The organism is Bacillus sp. GW821-FHT11D08 (assembly GCF_058808515.1).
The window spans coordinates 99,293-116,498 of sequence record NZ_JBXARS010000005.1; the positions used below are offsets into that span (position 1 = coordinate 99,293).

The 17,206-nt window shown below is 45.5% G+C and carries 20 protein-coding genes; 19 read left to right on the forward strand and 1 reads right to left on the reverse strand.

All coding sequences use genetic code 11. From position 1 onward, the window contains the following. Nucleotides 1-15 precede the first annotated feature (15 nt). The 9 genes from AC1RRX_RS11625 (at nucleotide 16) to fni (ending at nucleotide 8,287) form a co-directional block, all read left to right on the forward strand. Entirely contained in the window at nucleotides 16-999 is a 984-nt protein-coding gene (locus AC1RRX_RS11625) for a YpdA family putative bacillithiol disulfide reductase (protein WP_020956007.1), read from the forward strand. A 96-nt stretch (nucleotides 1,000-1,095) separates the two neighbouring features. Then, nucleotides 1,096-1,752 (forward strand): glutamic-type intramembrane protease PrsW, encoded by a 657-nt coding sequence (gene prsW, locus AC1RRX_RS11630; RefSeq protein ID WP_003153415.1) that lies wholly within the window; start codon nucleotides 1,096-1,098, stop codon nucleotides 1,750-1,752. A gap of 130 nt (nucleotides 1,753-1,882) precedes the next feature. Beyond that, the gene (gene sleB / locus AC1RRX_RS11635; protein ID WP_047935900.1) at nucleotides 1,883-2,752 is read left to right on the forward strand and encodes a spore cortex-lytic enzyme; all 870 of its coding nucleotides are present in this window, start codon (nucleotides 1,883-1,885) and stop codon (nucleotides 2,750-2,752) included. 24 nt (nucleotides 2,753-2,776) lie between these two features. Next, complete coding sequence (ypeB, locus tag AC1RRX_RS11640) at nucleotides 2,777-4,126, forward strand: germination protein YpeB (RefSeq protein ID WP_007409448.1); 1,350 nt, start codon at nucleotides 2,777-2,779, stop codon at nucleotides 4,124-4,126. 88 nt (nucleotides 4,127-4,214) lie between these two features. Further along, the gene (locus tag AC1RRX_RS11645; RefSeq protein ID WP_007409449.1) at nucleotides 4,215-4,871 is read left to right on the forward strand and encodes a flagellar brake protein; all 657 of its coding nucleotides are present in this window, start codon (nucleotides 4,215-4,217) and stop codon (nucleotides 4,869-4,871) included. A 46-nt stretch (nucleotides 4,872-4,917) separates the two neighbouring features. Then, entirely contained in the window at nucleotides 4,918-5,094 is a 177-nt protein-coding gene (locus tag AC1RRX_RS11650; RefSeq protein ID WP_003153420.1) for a YpfB family protein, read from the forward strand. Between the two features lie 78 nt (nucleotides 5,095-5,172). Further along, nucleotides 5,173-5,847: a (d)CMP kinase gene (gene cmk / locus AC1RRX_RS11655; RefSeq protein WP_144464488.1), complete on the forward strand. Its 675-nt coding sequence runs from the start codon at nucleotides 5,173-5,175 to the stop codon at nucleotides 5,845-5,847. Between the two features lie 227 nt (nucleotides 5,848-6,074). Then, on the forward strand, nucleotides 6,075-7,223 hold the full coding sequence (rpsA, locus tag AC1RRX_RS11660) for a 30S ribosomal protein S1 (protein WP_003153426.1): 1,149 nt from the start codon (nucleotides 6,075-6,077) through the stop codon (nucleotides 7,221-7,223). Nucleotides 7,224-7,237: 14 nt separating this feature from the next. Then, entirely contained in the window at nucleotides 7,238-8,287 is a 1,050-nt protein-coding gene (fni, locus tag AC1RRX_RS11665; protein ID WP_042635307.1) for a type 2 isopentenyl-diphosphate Delta-isomerase, read from the forward strand. Nucleotides 8,288-8,321: 34 nt separating this feature from the next. On the opposite strand, the gene AC1RRX_RS11670 is transcribed toward fni, so the two are convergent. After that, nucleotides 8,322-8,453 (reverse strand): YpzI family protein, encoded by a 132-nt coding sequence (locus AC1RRX_RS11670; protein ID WP_003153429.1) that lies wholly within the window; start codon nucleotides 8,451-8,453, stop codon nucleotides 8,322-8,324. A gap of 76 nt (nucleotides 8,454-8,529) precedes the next feature. Here AC1RRX_RS11670 and AC1RRX_RS11675 point away from each other — a divergent pair, with 76 nt between their 5' ends. The 10 genes from AC1RRX_RS11675 (at nucleotide 8,530) to hepS (ending at nucleotide 17,203) form a co-directional block, all read left to right on the forward strand. Next, nucleotides 8,530-9,132 (forward strand): YphA family membrane protein, encoded by a 603-nt coding sequence (locus tag AC1RRX_RS11675; protein WP_032870086.1) that lies wholly within the window; start codon nucleotides 8,530-8,532, stop codon nucleotides 9,130-9,132. Between the two features lie 192 nt (nucleotides 9,133-9,324). Further along, nucleotides 9,325-10,635 carry a ribosome biogenesis GTPase Der gene (gene der, locus AC1RRX_RS11680; protein WP_003153433.1) on the forward strand — a complete coding sequence of 437 codons (1,311 nt, stop codon included), beginning with the start codon at nucleotides 9,325-9,327 and terminating at the stop codon, nucleotides 10,633-10,635. Nucleotides 10,636-10,652: 17 nt separating this feature from the next. Continuing rightward, nucleotides 10,653-11,690: an NAD(P)H-dependent glycerol-3-phosphate dehydrogenase gene (locus AC1RRX_RS11685; RefSeq protein WP_003153434.1), complete on the forward strand. Its 1,038-nt coding sequence runs from the start codon at nucleotides 10,653-10,655 to the stop codon at nucleotides 11,688-11,690. 319 nt (nucleotides 11,691-12,009) lie between these two features. After that, nucleotides 12,010-12,213, forward strand: a complete 204-nt coding sequence (locus tag AC1RRX_RS11690; RefSeq protein WP_003153435.1) for a DUF2768 domain-containing protein — start codon at nucleotides 12,010-12,012, stop codon at nucleotides 12,211-12,213. Between the two features lie 19 nt (nucleotides 12,214-12,232). Further along, a complete protein-coding gene (locus tag AC1RRX_RS11695) occupies nucleotides 12,233-12,967 on the forward strand; it encodes a YphF family lipoprotein (RefSeq protein ID WP_007409453.1) in 735 nt (244 codons plus the stop codon). Nucleotides 12,968-13,152: 185 nt separating this feature from the next. Next, nucleotides 13,153-14,631, forward strand: coding sequence for a stage IV sporulation protein A (gene spoIVA, locus AC1RRX_RS11700; protein ID WP_007409454.1), 1,479 nt, complete (start codon nucleotides 13,153-13,155; stop codon nucleotides 14,629-14,631). 374 nt (nucleotides 14,632-15,005) lie between these two features. Beyond that, on the forward strand, nucleotides 15,006-15,284 hold the full coding sequence (gene hbs, locus AC1RRX_RS11705) for a non-specific DNA-binding protein Hbs (RefSeq protein WP_003153447.1): 279 nt from the start codon (nucleotides 15,006-15,008) through the stop codon (nucleotides 15,282-15,284). Nucleotides 15,285-15,470: 186 nt separating this feature from the next. Next, nucleotides 15,471-16,043, forward strand: a complete 573-nt coding sequence (gene folE / locus AC1RRX_RS11710; RefSeq protein ID WP_003153448.1) for a GTP cyclohydrolase I FolE — start codon at nucleotides 15,471-15,473, stop codon at nucleotides 16,041-16,043. A 20-nt stretch (nucleotides 16,044-16,063) separates the two neighbouring features. Then, nucleotides 16,064-16,291: a trp RNA-binding attenuation protein MtrB gene (gene mtrB, locus AC1RRX_RS11715; protein ID WP_032866315.1), complete on the forward strand. Its 228-nt coding sequence runs from the start codon at nucleotides 16,064-16,066 to the stop codon at nucleotides 16,289-16,291. A gap of 156 nt (nucleotides 16,292-16,447) precedes the next feature. Beyond that, complete coding sequence (gene hepS / locus AC1RRX_RS11720) at nucleotides 16,448-17,203, forward strand: heptaprenyl diphosphate synthase component 1 (RefSeq protein ID WP_007409455.1); 756 nt, start codon at nucleotides 16,448-16,450, stop codon at nucleotides 17,201-17,203. The last annotated feature ends 3 nt before the right edge of the window (nucleotides 17,204-17,206 follow it).

Here is a 17,206-nt window from a genome sequence, read left to right on the forward strand (position 1 = left end):
CAGGAGTTGAAGGACATGACAGAAGAAAAAGCAATTATAATAGGCGGAGGTCCTTGCGGATTATCGGCGGCTATACATCTGAAGCAAATTGGCGTGAACTCGCTTGTGATCGAAAAAGGGAATGTCGTAAACAGCATTTATAACTATCCGACCCACCAAACTTTTTTCAGTTCAAGTGAAAAATTGGAGATCGGCGATGTCGCCTTTATTACGGAAAACAGAAAACCGGTCCGCATACAGGCTCTCTCTTACTACAGAGAGGTTGTCAGAAGAAAAGAGCTGCGCGTAAACGCCTTTGAAACGGTGGAGCGCGTAACGAAACAGGAAGACGGCCGTTTTCTTGTAGAAACATCAAAAGACCGCTACCTCACTCCGTTTTGTATCATTGCGACAGGATATTATGATCATCCGAATTATATGAACATACCGGGTGAAGGGCTTCCTAAGGTATTTCATTACTTTAAAGAAGGCCATCCTTATTTTGATAAAGATGTTGCTGTGATCGGCGGGAAAAACTCAAGTGTGGATGCGGCTTTGGAACTGGTGAAGTCCGGTGCGCGCGTCACGGTGCTCTACAGAGGACATGAGTACTCCCCGAGCATCAAGCCGTGGATTCTGCCTGAGTTTGAGGCCCTCGTCAGAAACGGCACAATCCGGATGGAATTCGGCGCTTGTCTTGAAGAAGTGACGGAAGATGAAATCATTTTCCGCTCCGGCCGAAATGAGACGGTCCGGCTGAAAAACGATTTCGTATTTGCCATGACGGGATACCATCCCGATCACGGTTTCCTCGAAAAAATCGGTGTGCGGATTGATGCGGAATCAGGCCGGCCGTTTTTCCGGGAAGAAACGATGGAAACAAATGTTGACGGTGTTTTTATCGCCGGAGTCATTGCGGCTGGAAATAACGCCAACGAAATTTTTATCGAGAACGGCCGTTTTCACGGCGGCTTGATCGCAAATGAAATATCAAAACGGCTGGGTGCAGAGAGCATATGATCATTCATATGCTCTTTTTTAAAAAAATTGAAAGATGTAAAAATATGAACAACATGGTACGATAGATATAGGAATATAAAGGAAAGAGGTTGCCTGATGTTTGCAATCATCTCTGCAGGAATTGCTCCCGGCATTGCGCTGTTAAGCTATTTTTATTTAAAAGATCAGTATGACAATGAACCCGTACATATGGTGCTGAGGTCTTTTTTTCTCGGGGTTGTTCTTGTGTTTCCGACCATGTTTATCCAATATGTTCTTGAAAAAGAGCATGTAGGGGGAGGAAGCTTTTTCGTTTCGTTTTTGTCTTCGGGATTTCTGGAAGAATCGGTGAAATGGTTCGTTCTGATGATCAGTGTGTATCCGCATGCTCATTTTGATGAGCATTATGACGGAATCGTTTACGGGGCCAGTGTGTCTTTAGGATTTGCCACGCTTGAAAATATTCTGTATCTATTCGGCCACGGCGTTGAGCATGCTTTCATCAGGGCGCTTCTGCCGGTCTCCTGCCATGCGCTGATCGGAGTGATTATGGGATTTTATCTCGGAAAAGCCCGCTTTTCGCAGAAAAAAGCCCGTGTCAAATGGCTTGTGATTTCGCTGGCCGTGCCTTCATGTCTGCACGGTTCTTACGATTTTATTCTTACCGCCCTCAATCATTGGGTATATTATATGCTGCCGTTTATGCTGTTTTTATGGTGGTTCGGGCTGCGAAAGGCAAAAAAAGCACGCTCCGTCAATATGATCCAAGTGTGAAGAAACCGCGCGTCGCGTGCGGTTTCTTTTTTATGCCTTGACAGGGGATAAGAAGGAAACGTGCATAAAAATAACCTCGTGACAGACAATACGGGTACACTTTAAATTTTGCAGTAGGAGGCTTGAAGAGATGAAGTGCAAAGGAGCCTTTATGGCATGTCTCATTCTATTTTCTTTCGCCGCCGCTTTCTTCGATCATCATGAAACGGTTCATGCGTTTTCAAATCAAGTGATTCAAAGAGGCGCGACGGGTGATGATGTTATAGAATTGCAGGCCCGTCTTCAATATAACGGATTTTATAACGGGAAAATCGATGGTGTTTATGGCTGGACCACATACTGGGCCGTGAGAAATTTTCAGGAGAAATTCGGCATGAAGCCGGTTGATGGCCTCGTCGGCGCGAAAACCAAACAGGTGCTGATTTCTAAATCAAAATATTACCGTGAATATGTAATGGAGCAGATCCAAAAAGGGAATACGTTCACTCATTATGGCAACGTCCCATTGAAAAACCAAACAAAACCGAGAGCCGGAACGCAGAAGCCGGCGGGAACGAATAAGCCTGCTCAAAAGCCGCAAAACAATACAGGCGGTCAGTCAAATCAAAAGCAAAATACGACAGCGGCCAATATGCCTGGCGGTTTCTCAAACAACGACATCAATCTTCTGGCACAGGCTGTGTACGGGGAAGCGCGCGGTGAGCCGTTTGAAGGGCAGGTTGCCATCGCCGCGGTTATTTTAAACCGTATTAAAAGCCCGTTATTTCCGAATACGGTGGCCGGCGTCATTTTCGAACCGCTCGCGTTTACCGCCGTTGCCGACGGCCAAATATACATGCAGCCGAATGAAAGAGCAAAAGAAGCGGTTCTTGATGCGATCAACGGCTGGGATCCTTCTGAAAACGCGATTTATTATTTCAATCCTGATACGGCGACAAGCAAATGGATTTGGGGACGTCCGCAAATTAAAAGAATCGGAAAGCACATTTTCTGTGAGTAAAAGTACGCAAAATGAGGTGTTAACATGATTAGAGGAATCATTATCGCTGTTCTCGGTGTCGCGATCGCCGCAACCGGATACTGGGGATATAAAGAGCATCAGGAAAAAGATGCGGTCCTTCTGCACGCGGAAAATAATTATCAGAGGGCTTTTCATGAATTGACGTACCATGTAGATCAGCTTCACGACAAAATCGGGACGACGCTTGCGATGAACAGTAAAAAATCTCTGTCTCCGGCGCTCATTGATGTATGGAGAATAACATCTGAAGCTCATAACAATGTGAGCCAGCTGCCCTTGACTCTCATGCCTTTTAATAAGACGGAGGAGTTTTTATCCAACATAGGAGATTTCAGCTATAAAACATCCGTCCGGGATTTAGACCAAAAACCGCTTGATAAGAAAGAATATACAACACTGAACAGCCTGTACAAACAGGCGGAGAACATTCAAAACCAGCTCCGCAGCGTTCAGCATCTCGTCATGAGCAAAAATTTACGGTGGATGGATGTTGAGATGGCGCTCGCCTCTGACAAAAAACAAAGCGATAATACGATCGTCGACAGCTTTAAAACAGTCGAAAAAAATGTAGGCGCTTTTTCTGAAGACAGCATCAGCCCCACATTTACGGGAGCAAATACAGAACGAAAAGGTTTTACGCATCTGAAAGGAAAACAAATTACGGAAAAAGAAGCGGTCAAAATCGCGCAACGGTTTGCGCCTGATCATAATTATTCAATTAAAGTGGTCAAAAGCGGCAGGAAGACGAATCGGGACGTATACAGCATCCGCATGAAAGACGCCGACAACAAGTCTTTTATCTATATGGATATTACCCAAAAAGGCGGACATCCGGTCTATTTGATTCAAAAACGGGCCGTGAAGAAACAAAAGATCAGCCTCAATGAAGCATCTAACCGGGCCGTCGCGTTTTTAAAGAAAAATGGATATGAAACAAAAGGCCTCGAAATTGATGAAAGCGCGCAATATAATAACATCGGCGTCTTTTCTTTTATCCCCGTGGAGAAAAATGTCCGCATTTATCCGGAAGCCATCCGAATGAAAGTGGCGCTGGATGATGGTGAAGTCGTCGGTTTTTCCGCGCGTGATTACCTGGCGGCGCACCGCACGAGAACGATTCCGGCTCCCGCTTTGTCAGCTGATGAAGCGAAAGCGAAGCTGAATAAAAATGTTGAAGTGCGGGAGACCCGGCAGGCGCTGATCACGAATGAGCTCGGTCAGGAAGTGCTTTGCTACGAAATGCTCGGGACGATCGGGAAAGACACATATCAAATGTTCATTAATGCGGACGACGGAAAAGAGGAAAAAATAGAAAAGTTAAAAAGTGCAGAACCTATATATAAAGACCTATAAAAATAAAGGAGGAAAGGACTAAAAAGTCTTTTCCTTTTTTTCGTTACATGCTTTAATAAAAGCATAAATAATGAAAGAGTGAAGGCCCATGATAGCTGTCGGAGATTATATTTGGATTGAATACATAGAGAACAATGAGCCCAAAAAAGCGAGGAGCAAAGCAGTAAGCGTTGAAAACGGCGAACTGCACATCTCATATCCCGTCGATCTGGATTCGGGACGGACGGTCTTTTTGCATAAAGGATTGGAAATAACAGCGGAATTTATGGGGAATGGCCACGTGCCGTATCAATTTAAAAGCATAATCAAAGGAAAGAAAAAAGACCCCATCCCGATGATCGGATTGGACATCCCCCCTCAGGAGGAAATGAAGCGGATTCAAAGACGCCGATACGTCCGTGCAGACGCAGTATTGGATGTATCCGTCAAAATGGAAGCGAAAAAAACCGCTTTCCAAACGGTTTCCTCTAATATCAGCGCCGGCGGAATCGCTGTTGTGATGCCTGAGCATATTTCCGCGGAACCAGGTGAAAAGCTGTATGTCTCATTTTCTCTTCCCGGCAAGGAAAATACAGCCGATATTACGGCCGAGGCTGTTACCCAGCGGATTTTTTATGATGAAAAGGCGGATAAACAAAAAATGACGCTTGAATTTGCAGAAATCGATCCCGCATCGCAGCAGCTTTTACTCCAATATTGTATGCGCGCGCAGCTGCAGCAGAGAAGAAACAGTCTGTCGGAATAAACAGCAGCGCACTTTTCCATACTAATCCTAATGGAGGTGCGCGTGTATGAAAACGTTTGAACGTCTGCTGGTCAAATTGGTCTGCATTCAGCTTATAATTTTGGGCGCGGTGCAATTTTTGCTTCATTATCAGCCTATTGAACCTTATATTTCGAAAGCTGTGAAATATGAGGGAGTTGATAAAATGGAGAAAAAAGAATGGATTGAAACGGTAAAGCGGTAAATCAGCTCAATTTTTTCGCCCCTTTTCCGGCAGTTCATGATACAATCCATAGAGGAGTAAAGAGCAAGGAGAGAGATTATGGACAAGAAATTATCAATTGCGATCGACGGGCCGGCCGCTGCCGGAAAAAGCACCGTTGCTAAAATAGTGGCTGAGAAAAAATCATATGTGTACATTGATACAGGAGCGATGTATCGTGCCATTACATATACGGCGCTCAAGCAGAATGCCAATTTAACTGATGAAGCGGCGCTTACAGAGCTGCTGAAGCGTACGGAAATTGAGCTTGTATCCGTTCCGGAAGGACAAATCGTTCTGGTAAACGGAGAAGATGTGACAGAAGAAATCCGTAAAGACGAAGTCAGCAACCAAGTATCAATCGCCGCCAAGCATAAAGGCGTCAGAGAAGAAATGGTCAAAAGACAGCAGCAGCTCGGACAAAAAGGCGGTGTCGTCATGGACGGCCGTGATATCGGTACTCACGTGCTGCCTGATGCCGAAGTGAAAATTTTTCTGCTCGCGTCCGTAGAGGAAAGAGCGAAGCGCCGATATGAAGAGAATAAGAAAAAAGGCTATGACGTGAATTACGAGACGCTCATTGAAGAAATTGCCAGACGCGACAAGCTCGATTCAGAGAGGGAAGTTTCCCCGCTGCGCAAAGCGGAAGACGCGATTGAAATCGATACGACGTCACTCAGCATTGCCGAAGTCGCAGGAAAAATTCTGGAGATCGTCGAACAGAAATCACGTTAACTTCGGGCGGAGTGCTTTATAATTTTTTTCGAAAGACAAGATGTTATTGCTTGACAAACCAGTCCATTTATTAGAAGTTAATACTAATAAAACTTTTTATTGATCATTCAAAATCTTTTTTGGATGATTCTTTAATACATATTCGGCTGAAAAGCGGACATTCACATGTTCAGCTTTCAAACCGTATTAATTAAGCTGTGTAGGTTTGGACCAAGGAGGTTATTCAAATGACAGAGGAAATGAATCAAATTGATGTTCAAGTGCCAGAGGTTGGAGATGTAGTAAAAGGGATTGTGACAAAGGTAGAGGACAAGCATGTAGATGTCGAAATTGTCAATGTCAAACAGTCCGGAATCATTCCAATCAGTGAATTATCAAGTCTTCATGTAGAGAAAGCATCGGATGTCGTAAAAGTTGACGACGAGCTTGACCTGAAAGTAACAAAAGTGGAAGACGATGCTTTGATTTTATCTAAACGTGCCGTTGATGCTGACCGCGCTTGGGAAGACCTTGAAAAAAAATTCGACACAAAAGAAGTGTTTGAAGCTGAAGTGAAAGATGTGGTGAAAGGCGGTCTCGTCGTTGATATCGGCGTTCGCGGCTTCATTCCCGCATCACTTGTCGAAGCTCATTTCGTCGAGGATTTCACTGACTATAAAGGGAAAACCCTCTCTCTTATCGTCGTTGAACTCGACCGTGATAAAAACCGGGTGATTCTGTCACACCGGGCTGTAGTGGAAAAAGAACAGACAGCCAAAAAGCATGATTTTCTCCAAACGCTTGAGGTTGGAAGCGTGCTTGAAGGAAAAGTGCAGCGTCTGACTGATTTCGGCGCATTTGTCGACATCGGCGGAATTGACGGGCTTGTTCATATTTCGCAGCTGTCTCATTCACACGTCGAAAAACCGTCTGACGTGGTGGAAGAAGGTCAGGACGTAAAAGTGAAAGTACTGTCCGTAGACCGCGATAACGAACGTATTTCTTTATCTATTAAAGAAACGCTGCCGGGACCTTGGAGCCAGATCGGCGAAAAGGTAAAACAGGGAGATGTGCTTGAAGGAAAAGTGCAGCGCCTTGTAAGCTTTGGCGCCTTCGTTGAAATTCTTCCGGGCGTGGAAGGACTTGTGCACATTTCGCAAATTTCCAATAAACATATCGGAACGCCGCATGAAGTGCTTGAAGAAGGACAGACTGTTAAAGTGAAAGTGCTTGACGTGAACGAAAGCGAAGAGCGCATTTCCTTAAGCATGCGTGAGCTTGAAGAAGCGCCGAAAGCCGATCAGGAGGACTTCCGCCAATACCAGGCGAAAGAAGAGCCGAGCACCGGCTTCCAGCTTGGCGATTTAATCGGAGACAAGCTTAATAAATTAAAATAAATTGGTGATAAAACGTGACACGAGCAGAACGAAAAAGAGAACATATAAATCATGCGCTGTCTACCGGCCAAAACCGGGAAACGGGGCTTGATGATATTACGTTTGTTCATGTCAGCCTACCGAACCTAGCATTGGAAAAAGTGGATATATCAACGAAAATCGGCGGACTCACAAGCAGTTCGCCGATTTTTATCAATGCGATGACAGGCGGCGGCGGACAACTTACATACGAAATTAACAGATCGCTGGCAAGATCCGCGCGCAAAGCCGGCATGCCGCTGGCTGTCGGTTCGCAAATGTCAGCTTTAAAAGATCCCTCCGAACGGTGTTCTTACGAGATCGTCAGAAAAGAGAATCCGGATGGGCTGATATTTGCCAATTTAGGCAGCGAGGCGGATGCCGAGCAGGCGAAAAGGGCAGTTGATATGATTCAAGCAGATGCCCTCCAGATTCATTTAAATGTGATTCAGGAGATCGTCATGCCAGAGGGTGACAGAAGCTTTACTGGCGCTCTCGGCCGTATTGAGCGGATTGCGGCGGAAGCGGGAGTTCCCGTTTTTGTCAAAGAAGTCGGCTTCGGAATGAGCAGGGAATCGGCACGGCAGTTATTTGATGCTGGCGCAGCAGCAGTTGATGCCGGCGGATACGGAGGTACGAATTTCTCTAAGATTGAAAATATGCGCAGAGAGAAGGCGCTTCATTTTTTTAATACGTGGGGAATTTCCACTGCCGCAAGCTTAGCGGAAATCCACTCGCTCTCCGCTGATCAATCAATTATCGCATCCGGCGGGCTGCAAAGCGCCCTGGATGTCGCCAAATCGATTGCCCTCGGCGCTTCCGGCGCGGGAATGGCGGGCACTTTCCTGAAAGCTCTCACCTCTAAAGGAGAAGAGGGCCTGTTTGACGAGATGACGGCGCTTTTACAAGAGCTGAAAATGATTATGACCGCCCTCGGATGCCAATCGGTTTCCCAATTGCAAAAGGCGCCTTTGGTCATAAAAGGTGAGACACATCACTGGCTTTCTGAACGGGGGATTGACACGTCCCGTTTCAGCAGACGTTAAAAGGCATGCGAACCCGCATGCCTTTTTCTGTTTTTTACGATTTTCTTTTTCGGAATTCCCCGTTTTGCTCAAGGCTTGTCGCTCCTTTATGGTGAATCGAATCATCGCGATCAGATTCCACCCGTCGGGAGGCTTTCAGTTTTTTCTCCTGTCTGTCTTTTCCCATCCTTATCCGCTCCTTTCAGGCATAATTGGTTTAAAAAATGCGTTCCCGCTCCATACTGATCAGAGGAGGAGCGATTATGGAACCGTTTTATTATTACTGGTCAATGTGGTTTTTATGGATACTTGCGACTTTTATTTTTGCCAAAACAAAAAGCCGCTTTTACGTATCAGTCTTTATTTTGACTAATATGATGGCAAGCATACATCAGATTACGGCTTATTTTACGCTGAACGCGGCATATGTCATGTTTTTTGCTGCGGCATTTGTTTATGCGGGGAGCCTCGGCATGCATAAACGGCTCCGTAATATTGTGATTCATCTGACGGCGGCTGCGGCGTACGGCTTTATTTTTCTTTTTGCATTATATGATCCTGTTTGGTTTATCATAAAACCTGAATGGGCGGCGGTTATACTGCTTACCGTTATTACGCTTTCCGTTGAGGGGCGGTTCCCTGAGAGGCTTTGTCTTTTTGTTCTCGGCATGTGCCAGGGGGAGCTATTGTATGCTGCGGTCATCCGCAACATTGCGGGTGCGGCAGCCGTCGGGGATTATCAATGGCTTTCAGGCTGTTCGGCGGGAGTGATTCTCCTCGTCGGGCTGACTACATATGAACAGCTTGCGGCGCGCATCAGCCAAAAAAGCAAAAAGCAGGGCAAAGGAGCGACAAAAATGTCTTGAAAACAGACGGAGACTGTTACATGAATGCGAAACATTTTGAAGAATACATTGTGATCTCAGTGAAAACTGATATAATAAATGAGTTAAGCCCTTCTGTTTGAAGGGTTCTTTTCATAGCGAAGATGATTTTTAATAACCGGTTGAACAATTTTTTGTGAAAATGTAAGCGGCTGGATTGAAAGGAAGGGTACTATGGGTAAACCTGTCGTAGCCATTGTCGGAAGACCGAATGTGGGAAAATCTACAATCTTTAACCGGATTGCGGGTGAAAGAATTTCAATAGTAGAAGATACCCCCGGAGTGACGCGGGACCGGATATACAGTTCGGCGGAATGGCTGAATTATGATTTTAACCTGATTGATACGGGCGGAATTGATATCGGAGACGAACCGTTTCTGACACAGATCCGCCAGCAGGCTGAAATCGCCATGGACGAGGCTGATGTGATCATCTTTATGGTGAACGGCCGCGAAGGTGTGACGTCTGCGGATGAAGAAGTGGCAAAAATACTGTACCGGACGAAAAAACCGGTCGTATTAGCCGTAAATAAATTAGATAATACCGAAATGAGAGCGAACATCTATGACTTTTATGCGCTCGGCTTTGGAGAACCGTATCCGATTTCGGGCACACACGGTTTAGGATTGGGAGATTTGCTCGATGCTTGTGCCGAGCATTTTAAAAACATTCCGGAGACGAAGTATAGTGATGATGTCGTTCAATTCTGCCTGATCGGCCGCCCGAATGTCGGAAAATCATCCCTTGTCAATGCGATGCTCGGCGAAGAGCGGGTTATCGTGAGCAACGTAGCCGGAACGACTAGAGACGCTGTGGATACGGCGTTCACCTACAATCAGCAGGAATTTGTAATCGTTGACACGGCGGGAATGAGAAAAAAGGGTAAAGTATATGAAACAACAGAAAAATACAGTGTGCTTCGGGCGTTAAAAGCCATTGACCGCTCAGACGTCGTCGGCGTTGTGCTGAATGCAGAAGAAGGCATCCTTGAGCAGGACAAGCGGATCGCCGGATACGCCCATGAAGCCGGGAAAGCCGTCGTCATTATCGTAAACAAATGGGATGCCGTTGATAAAGACGAACGCACGATGAAAGAATTTGAACAGAATATTCGGGAACATTTCCAATTTCTCGATTACGCGCCGGTGCTGTTTATGTCGGCACTGACGACAAAGCGGATTCATACACTCATGCCTGCGATTATTAAAGCGAGTGAAAACCACTCTCTCCGCGTACAGACAAATGTCTTAAATGATGTCATCATGGATGCGGTCGCCATGAATCCGACTCCGACGCACAACGGCTCCCGTCTGAAAATTTACTATGCGACTCAAGTCGCTGTTAAGCCGCCGAGCTTCGTTGTTTTTGTCAACGATCCGGAACTGATGCATTTTTCTTATGAACGCTTTTTAGAAAACCGAATCCGGGACGCTTTCGGATTTGAAGGTACGCCAATTAAAATATTTGCAAGAGCAAGAAAATAAAAAGGTGTGATACAGAGATGAAAAAAGTGGCAATGCTTGGAGCGGGAAGCTGGGGCACTGCACTTTCTTTAGTGCTGGCTGATAACGGACATCAAGTCATGATGTGGGGACACCGTGCCGAATTGATCGATCAAATCAACGAACTGCATGAAAACAAAGATTACCTGCCGGGGGTGGAGCTATCAAGTTCTATCATCGGTACAGCTGATTTAAGCGAGGCTTTAAAAGGAGCTGACTTCATCATTGTGGCAGTTCCGACAAAAGCCATTCGGGAAGTGCTGAAAAAGGCTCTGCCGTACATCCCGAAACAATCGATTTTTGTTCATGTCAGCAAGGGAATTGAGCCGGATTCGCTTCTCCGCATTTCAGAATTAATGGAAGAGGAGCTGCCTGAGGAGTACAGAAAAGACATCGTCGTGCTTTCAGGGCCGAGCCACGCTGAGGAAGTCGGATTAAGACACCCGACGACTGTTACATCATCTTCAAAAAATATCAAGGCTGCAGAAGCGGTTCAGGATTTATTTATGAACCAGCATTTCCGCGTCTATACCAATCCGGATATGATCGGTGTTGAAATAGGGGGAGCGTTAAAGAATATCATCGCTCTTGCAGCGGGGATTACAGACGGATTGGGATACGGAGATAATGCAAAAGCGGCCTTAATCACCCGAGGTCTTGCTGAAATCGCCAGACTCGGCACAAAGATGGGCGGAAATCCGCTCACCTTTTCCGGCCTGACCGGCGTAGGCGATTTAATCGTGACGTGTACAAGCGTTCATTCCCGAAACTGGCGCGCCGGCAACCTGCTCGGCAAAGGATACAAGCTGGAAGCTGTCCTGGATAAGATGGGGATGGTTGTTGAAGGCGTGCGGACGACGAAAGCTGCGTATCAGCTGTCTCAAAAATACCAAGTGAAAATGCCGATCACAGAGGCGCTTCACCAAGTATTATTTAACGGGCAGAAGGTAGAAACGGCCGTAGAATCCTTAATGGCCAGAGTGAAAACCCATGAGATGGAAGACTTGGTCAACACATTCGAAAACCGGGTGAAGTGACAATAACATGCCGTCAGCATATTCTGAAGTGACGAAAGTCCAAAACGCAGAACTCTCCGGCTGAAATCGCTTAAAACATTTGCTGATTTAGGCAGAAGAGGATGCAGACGTATGCATCTGCGCATACTATAGCATCGAAGTCCAAGAGAGTGTATCTCAGACGTACAGGTGAATATAGTCAACTTGACTGAAGCAAAGTCCCCCTCTTTGCTTCAGTTTTTTTTGTTTTTTCAATAGATGGAAAACCTGTTGATCTTTTCAACATTTGTATATTAAAATGAAATATAACGCTTACAATGATGGGACGGGGGGCACGAACGTGAGTGTGGCATTGATGAAAATGTGGTTTGCGCTTGGTGCTATGGGATTAATGTTTGTTGCGGTGGCCTCTATTTATGTCAGCAGGTACAAAGTGAAAAACAAACTGATAAAAGCAGCGGTTTCTTCACTCGCTTATGCCTGCATGGTCATCTCGGGATTGATCGTGTTAATGGTCGTTTTCAGCGGGCCTGTCAATGAATAAAGCAAAAAGGGGGCGCGGAATGCATAAGTTAAAAATGGCCGTCATAACGGCAATGGCGGTGCTTCTGCTGTCCGGCTGTCTGTACCCTGAAGCGGAAAAAACTGAAAATAAAGTATCTTACAAACATCAGCTTCAGCAGGTGCAAGCGGCAGTGGATGAATTTAAAAAGGCGAACGGCGGACTTCTGCCGATTCAGACAAAAGATATGAAAACACCGCTCTATCAAAAATATCCGATAGATTTTAAGCGGCTCGCGCCCAGATACATAGAGGAGCCGCCGGCCTCAGCTTATGAAAGCGGAGGAATGTACCAATACGTGCTTGTCGATGTGGAAAATAAGCCGACCGTCAAGCTGGTCGATCTCCAAATGGCGGAAGCAATCCGCGACATGAAGCTGCGTGTCAAAATGTATCAGGAAAAGCATACATATCCTCCCTATGAGGACGCCGTTTCAAAAGGGCTTTTCACTTTAAATAAAAAAAAGCTCGGCATGAAAGACTCTCCTTCAGTCAAAAGTCCGGTTTCAGGCACGTCTCTGCCGCTTTTAATCGGCGCTGACGGAGAAATCTATGCTGACTATCGCGTCGATCTCGCCCGCTGCCTGAAGGAAAACAAAAAGAAAATCAAACCGGGCGCGGAAATTCAAGATATTTTATGGAAAGAGACTCCTTTCGTCCCGGCCTTTTCAGTCACATACACCGTAAATGAAAAACAGGAACCCGTTTTTTTAGAAAGTCAAACGAAACAGGAATGAACCTTTTTCCCGCGCATACAAATAGGGAGAAAGGTTTTTTTGATTTTGATAGAAAAGACTGTCTGAAAATTTTCTAAAGATGTCATATTGAAATAGGACAACGTCATACACATATAGTGTCCTGTATTTGATTGGAGAATGGTGAATGAAAAATGATAAGGATAGGAAGTCCGGGAGGGGATCACTTGGAAAAGGTCGATATTTTCAAGGATATCGCTGAACGAACAGGGGGCGATATATACTTAGGAGTCGTTGGCGCTGTCCGTACAGGGAAATCTACATTCATTAAAAAATTTATGGAGCTCGTGGTGCTCCCGAATATCAGCAATGAGGCCGATCGAGCGCGGGCGCAGGATGAGCTTCCGCAAAGCGCAGCAGGAAAAACGATAATGACCACAGAACCAAAATTTGTCCCGAATCAAGCCATGTCCGTTCATGTCGCGGAAGGACTTGATGTCAACATCCGTCTTGTGGATTGTGTGGGATATACGGTTCCCGGGGCGAAGGGATATGAGGATGAAAACGGCCCGAGAATGATCAATACACCTTGGTACGAAGAACCGATTCCCTTTCATGAGGCAGCGGAAATCGGTACGAGAAAAGTCATCCAGGAACACTCCACAATCGGGGTCGTCATTACGACAGACGGCTCAATCGGCGATATTGCGCGGGGCGATTACGTGGAAGCGGAAGAAAGAGTCATCGACGAGCTGAAGGAAGTCGGCAAACCGTTTATTATGGTCATCAACTCGGTAAAACCGTACCACCCGGAAACAGAAGCGCTCAGAGCTGAATTAAGCGCGAAATATGATATTCCCGTCCTCGCCATGAGTGTTGAAAGCATGCGGGAAACAGATGTGTTAAGCGTCCTCAGAGAAGCGCTTTACGAGTTCCCTGTGCTGGAAGTCAATGTCAACCTTCCGAGCTGGGTCATGGTGCTGAAAGAAAATCACTGGCTCAGAGAGAGCTACCAGGAATCAGTGAAAGAAACCGTAAAAGATATTAAACGCCTGCGCGATGTCGACCGGGTTGTCGGCCACTTCAGTGAATTTGAGTTTATTGAAAGCGCCGGATTGGCCGGAATCGAACTTGGCCAGGGTGTCGCAGAAATTGATTTGTATGCGCCGGATCATTTATATGACCAGATTTTAAAAGAAGTGGTCGGCGTTGAAATCCGCGGGAAAGACCACCTGCTTGAATTAATGCAGGACTTCGCCCACGCGAAAAAAGAATATGATCAGGTATCAGATGCGCTGAAAATGGTGAAACAGACCGGCTACGGCATTGCCGCCCCGGCCTTAGCCGATATGAGCCTTGATGAACCGGAAATCATCAGACAAGGATCAAGGTTCGGAGTAAGGCTCAAAGCGGTCGCTCCGTCCATTCATATGATCAAAGTGGATGTGGAAAGTGAATTCGCGCCGATCATCGGGACGGAAAAACAAAGTGAAGAACTTGTCCGCTACTTAATGCAGGACTTTGAAGATGATCCGCTTTCTATCTGGAACTCCGATATTTTCGGCAGATCATTGAGCTCTATCGTAAGAGAAGGAATCTCCGCAAAACTGTCACTCATGCCGGAAAATGCGAGATATAAACTGAAAGAAACGCTGGAGAGAATTATTAACGAAGGCTCAGGCGGCCTTATCGCCATTATTTTGTAAGCTGAAGGACCTCTTCCTGAAACGGGGGGTCTTTTTTTATTCTTTTTAGATACTGGAAATCAATCAAGGATTAGGAGGAAAAAAGCAAAAAAAGGAATATTTGTTCGGTAAAACACGTGAAAACCTTGACGAGCAAGGGATTGAGGCTTTAAAATGCTTGATATGGCTTTTTATATGTGTTACTCTACATACAGAAAATCTTCACTTTGTTGGACAAACATTCCTCAAAGTGTCTGTTTTCTTTTGAAAAGCCGTTTACTTGTCTGTTCTTCCCTGCTTTGATTTTTTATCAGACAGGTTTAGAATCAGGCTGAACTGTGAAGAAATGATAATAAACTGCTGATTTGATACCCTTTTGGGAGGAGGTGAAAGGCATGAACAAGACAGAACTAATCAATGCGGTTGCTGAAGCAAGCGAATTGTCTAAAAAAGACGCTACAAAAGCAGTTGATTCTGTTTTTGATACGATTTTAGATGCACTTAAAAACGGTGATAAAATCCAACTGATCGGTTTCGGTAACTTTGAGGTGCGCGAGCGTTCTGCACGTAAAGGACGTAACCCGCAAACAGGTGAAGAAATCGAAATCCCTGCAAGCAAGGTACCTGCTTTCAAACCAGGTAAAGCTCTTAAAGACGCTGTTGCAGGAAAATAATTGTGAATATAGATCGTGTATGCATCTGATACATACACTTTGTTTCTTCACAGAAAAGCCCCTTGATAAAGGGGCTTTTCATATTTAAGCAGCCTCGGTCACCGGGCAGGACTTTCGTTTTGCTTTTGGCGCGGCAAATGTGCTAGAATCGAAATTAAATGTATTCAATGGTGGAGGACACAGACAATGAAAGAAGTTAATAAAGAACAGATTGAACAGGCGGTTCGCCAGATTTTAGAGGCGATTGGAGAAGACCCGGACCGGGAAGGGCTTTTAGATACGCCGAAACGCGTGGCAAAAATGTACGCGGAAGTATTCTCGGGATTAAATGAAGACCCGAAAGAACACTTTAAAACCGTTTTCGGAGAAGACCATGAGGAGCTTGTTCTTGTAAAAGATATCGCGTTTCATTCCATGTGTGAACATCACCTTGTTCCTTTTTACGGAAAAGCGCATATTGCCTACATTCCGCGCGGCGGCAAAGTGACGGGCCTGAGTAAATTGGCGCGGGCGGTGGAAGCCGTCTCAAAACGCCCGCAGCTCCAGGAGCGCATCACTTCAACGATTGCAGAAAGCATCGTAGAGACCTTAGATCCCCACGGCGTCATGGTTGTCGTCGAAGCTGAGCATATGTGCATGACGATGAGGGGCGTAAGAAAGCCGGGCGCAAAAACAGTGACTTCCGCTGTAAGAGGTATTTTTAAAGATGACGCAGCGGCGCGTTCCGAAGTGTTAGAACATATTAAACGTGCGGATTAATAATGATAGAGGGTGCAGATATGAATTCAAAGCATTCAAGTGATTTTGTCGTCATTAAAGCGGTCGAGGACGGCGTGAACGTCATCGGTTTAACGAGAGGAACGGATACGAAATTTCACCATTCCGAAAAACTGGACAAAGGCGAAGTGATTATCGCTCAGTTTACTGAGCATACCTCTGCCATCAAAGTGAGAGGCAACGCCCTCATCCAGACCGCTTACGGAGAAATGAAGAGCGAAAAAAAATAAGCCGGCTGTTTCCCGCTTTTGCCAAATGCCCGCAAACGGCGGGAGAATACAGCCAATTTCTTTTTTTTATGCTATAATGATACCTGCGTATAATAATGACGAGTAAATCTCATACATATTAGAATAAATGTGAATTTGGGGACAAGGGTGATATTTTTGCAAGACATCTACGGAACTTTAGCGAATCTAAATACGAAATTAAAACAAAAGCTGTCTCATCCTTATTTAGCGAAACATATTTCCGCGCCTAAAATCGATGAGGATAAGCTTCTTCTTTTTCACGCTTTGTTTGAAGAGGCGGACATTAAGAACAACGACAGAGAAAATTACATAGTAACTGCGATGCTTGTCCAAAGCGCCCTTGATACCCACGATGAAGTGACAACAGCCAGAGCGTTAAAGCGAGACGAAAATAAAAACCGGCAGCTCACCGTGCTTGCCGGCGACTATTTCAGCGGACTGTATTATTCGCTTTTATCTGAAATGAAGGATATCTATATGATTCGGACGCTCGCTACGGCAATTAAAGAAATCAATGAGCATAAAATCCGTCTGTACGATCGGTCTGTCAATGACTTGAATCAATTGATTGAAAGCATGGCGATTGTGGAAGCGGCCCTGTTTCACAGAGTGTCAGACCACTTTAATCTTCCGCGCTGGAAAGAGCTGGCGAGTGATTTTTTTGTATATAAGCGGCTGATGAACGGCAATGCTATATTTCTCGATGTCATCGGCAATATTGTAAAGTCAGGGAAATCAAAGGCTGACATAATGGAAGATAGCTTCCGAAAGGCAAAGCAAAGCATTGAAACGCTGCTGCCGCTCAATTCACCAATCCAAAACCTCATGCTGAACCGGCTTAAAGCGATCAGCCAGGACAAAACATATCATCAGAAAGTGGAAGAAGGGTAATCA

Excerpts from the sequence above, each read along its gene's own strand:
- AC1RRX_RS11625 (WP_020956007.1), top strand. The coding sequence starts at position 16 with ATGACAGAAGAAAAAGCAATTATAATAGGCGGAGGTCCTTGCGGATTA.
- prsW (WP_003153415.1), top strand. The coding sequence starts at position 1,096 with ATGTTTGCAATCATCTCTGCAGGAATTGCTCCCGGCATTGCGCTGTTA.
- sleB (WP_047935900.1), top strand. The coding sequence starts at position 1,883 with ATGAAGTGCAAAGGAGCCTTTATGGCATGTCTCATTCTATTTTCTTTC.
- ypeB (WP_007409448.1), top strand. The coding sequence starts at position 2,777 with ATGATTAGAGGAATCATTATCGCTGTTCTCGGTGTCGCGATCGCCGCA.
- AC1RRX_RS11645 (WP_007409449.1), top strand. The coding sequence starts at position 4,215 with ATGATAGCTGTCGGAGATTATATTTGGATTGAATACATAGAGAACAAT.
- AC1RRX_RS11650 (WP_003153420.1), top strand. The coding sequence starts at position 4,918 with ATGAAAACGTTTGAACGTCTGCTGGTCAAATTGGTCTGCATTCAGCTT.
- cmk (WP_144464488.1), top strand. The coding sequence starts at position 5,173 with ATGGACAAGAAATTATCAATTGCGATCGACGGGCCGGCCGCTGCCGGA.
- rpsA (WP_003153426.1), top strand. The coding sequence starts at position 6,075 with ATGACAGAGGAAATGAATCAAATTGATGTTCAAGTGCCAGAGGTTGGA.
- AC1RRX_RS11670 (WP_003153429.1), bottom strand. The coding sequence starts at position 8,453 with ATGGGAAAAGACAGACAGGAGAAAAAACTGAAAGCCTCCCGACGGGTG.
- AC1RRX_RS11675 (WP_032870086.1), top strand. The coding sequence starts at position 8,530 with ATGGAACCGTTTTATTATTACTGGTCAATGTGGTTTTTATGGATACTT.
- der (WP_003153433.1), top strand. The coding sequence starts at position 9,325 with ATGGGTAAACCTGTCGTAGCCATTGTCGGAAGACCGAATGTGGGAAAA.
- AC1RRX_RS11685 (WP_003153434.1), top strand. The coding sequence starts at position 10,653 with ATGAAAAAAGTGGCAATGCTTGGAGCGGGAAGCTGGGGCACTGCACTT.
- AC1RRX_RS11695 (WP_007409453.1), top strand. The coding sequence starts at position 12,233 with ATGCATAAGTTAAAAATGGCCGTCATAACGGCAATGGCGGTGCTTCTG.
- hbs (WP_003153447.1), top strand. The coding sequence starts at position 15,006 with ATGAACAAGACAGAACTAATCAATGCGGTTGCTGAAGCAAGCGAATTG.
- folE (WP_003153448.1), top strand. The coding sequence starts at position 15,471 with ATGAAAGAAGTTAATAAAGAACAGATTGAACAGGCGGTTCGCCAGATT.
- mtrB (WP_032866315.1), top strand. The coding sequence starts at position 16,064 with ATGAATTCAAAGCATTCAAGTGATTTTGTCGTCATTAAAGCGGTCGAG.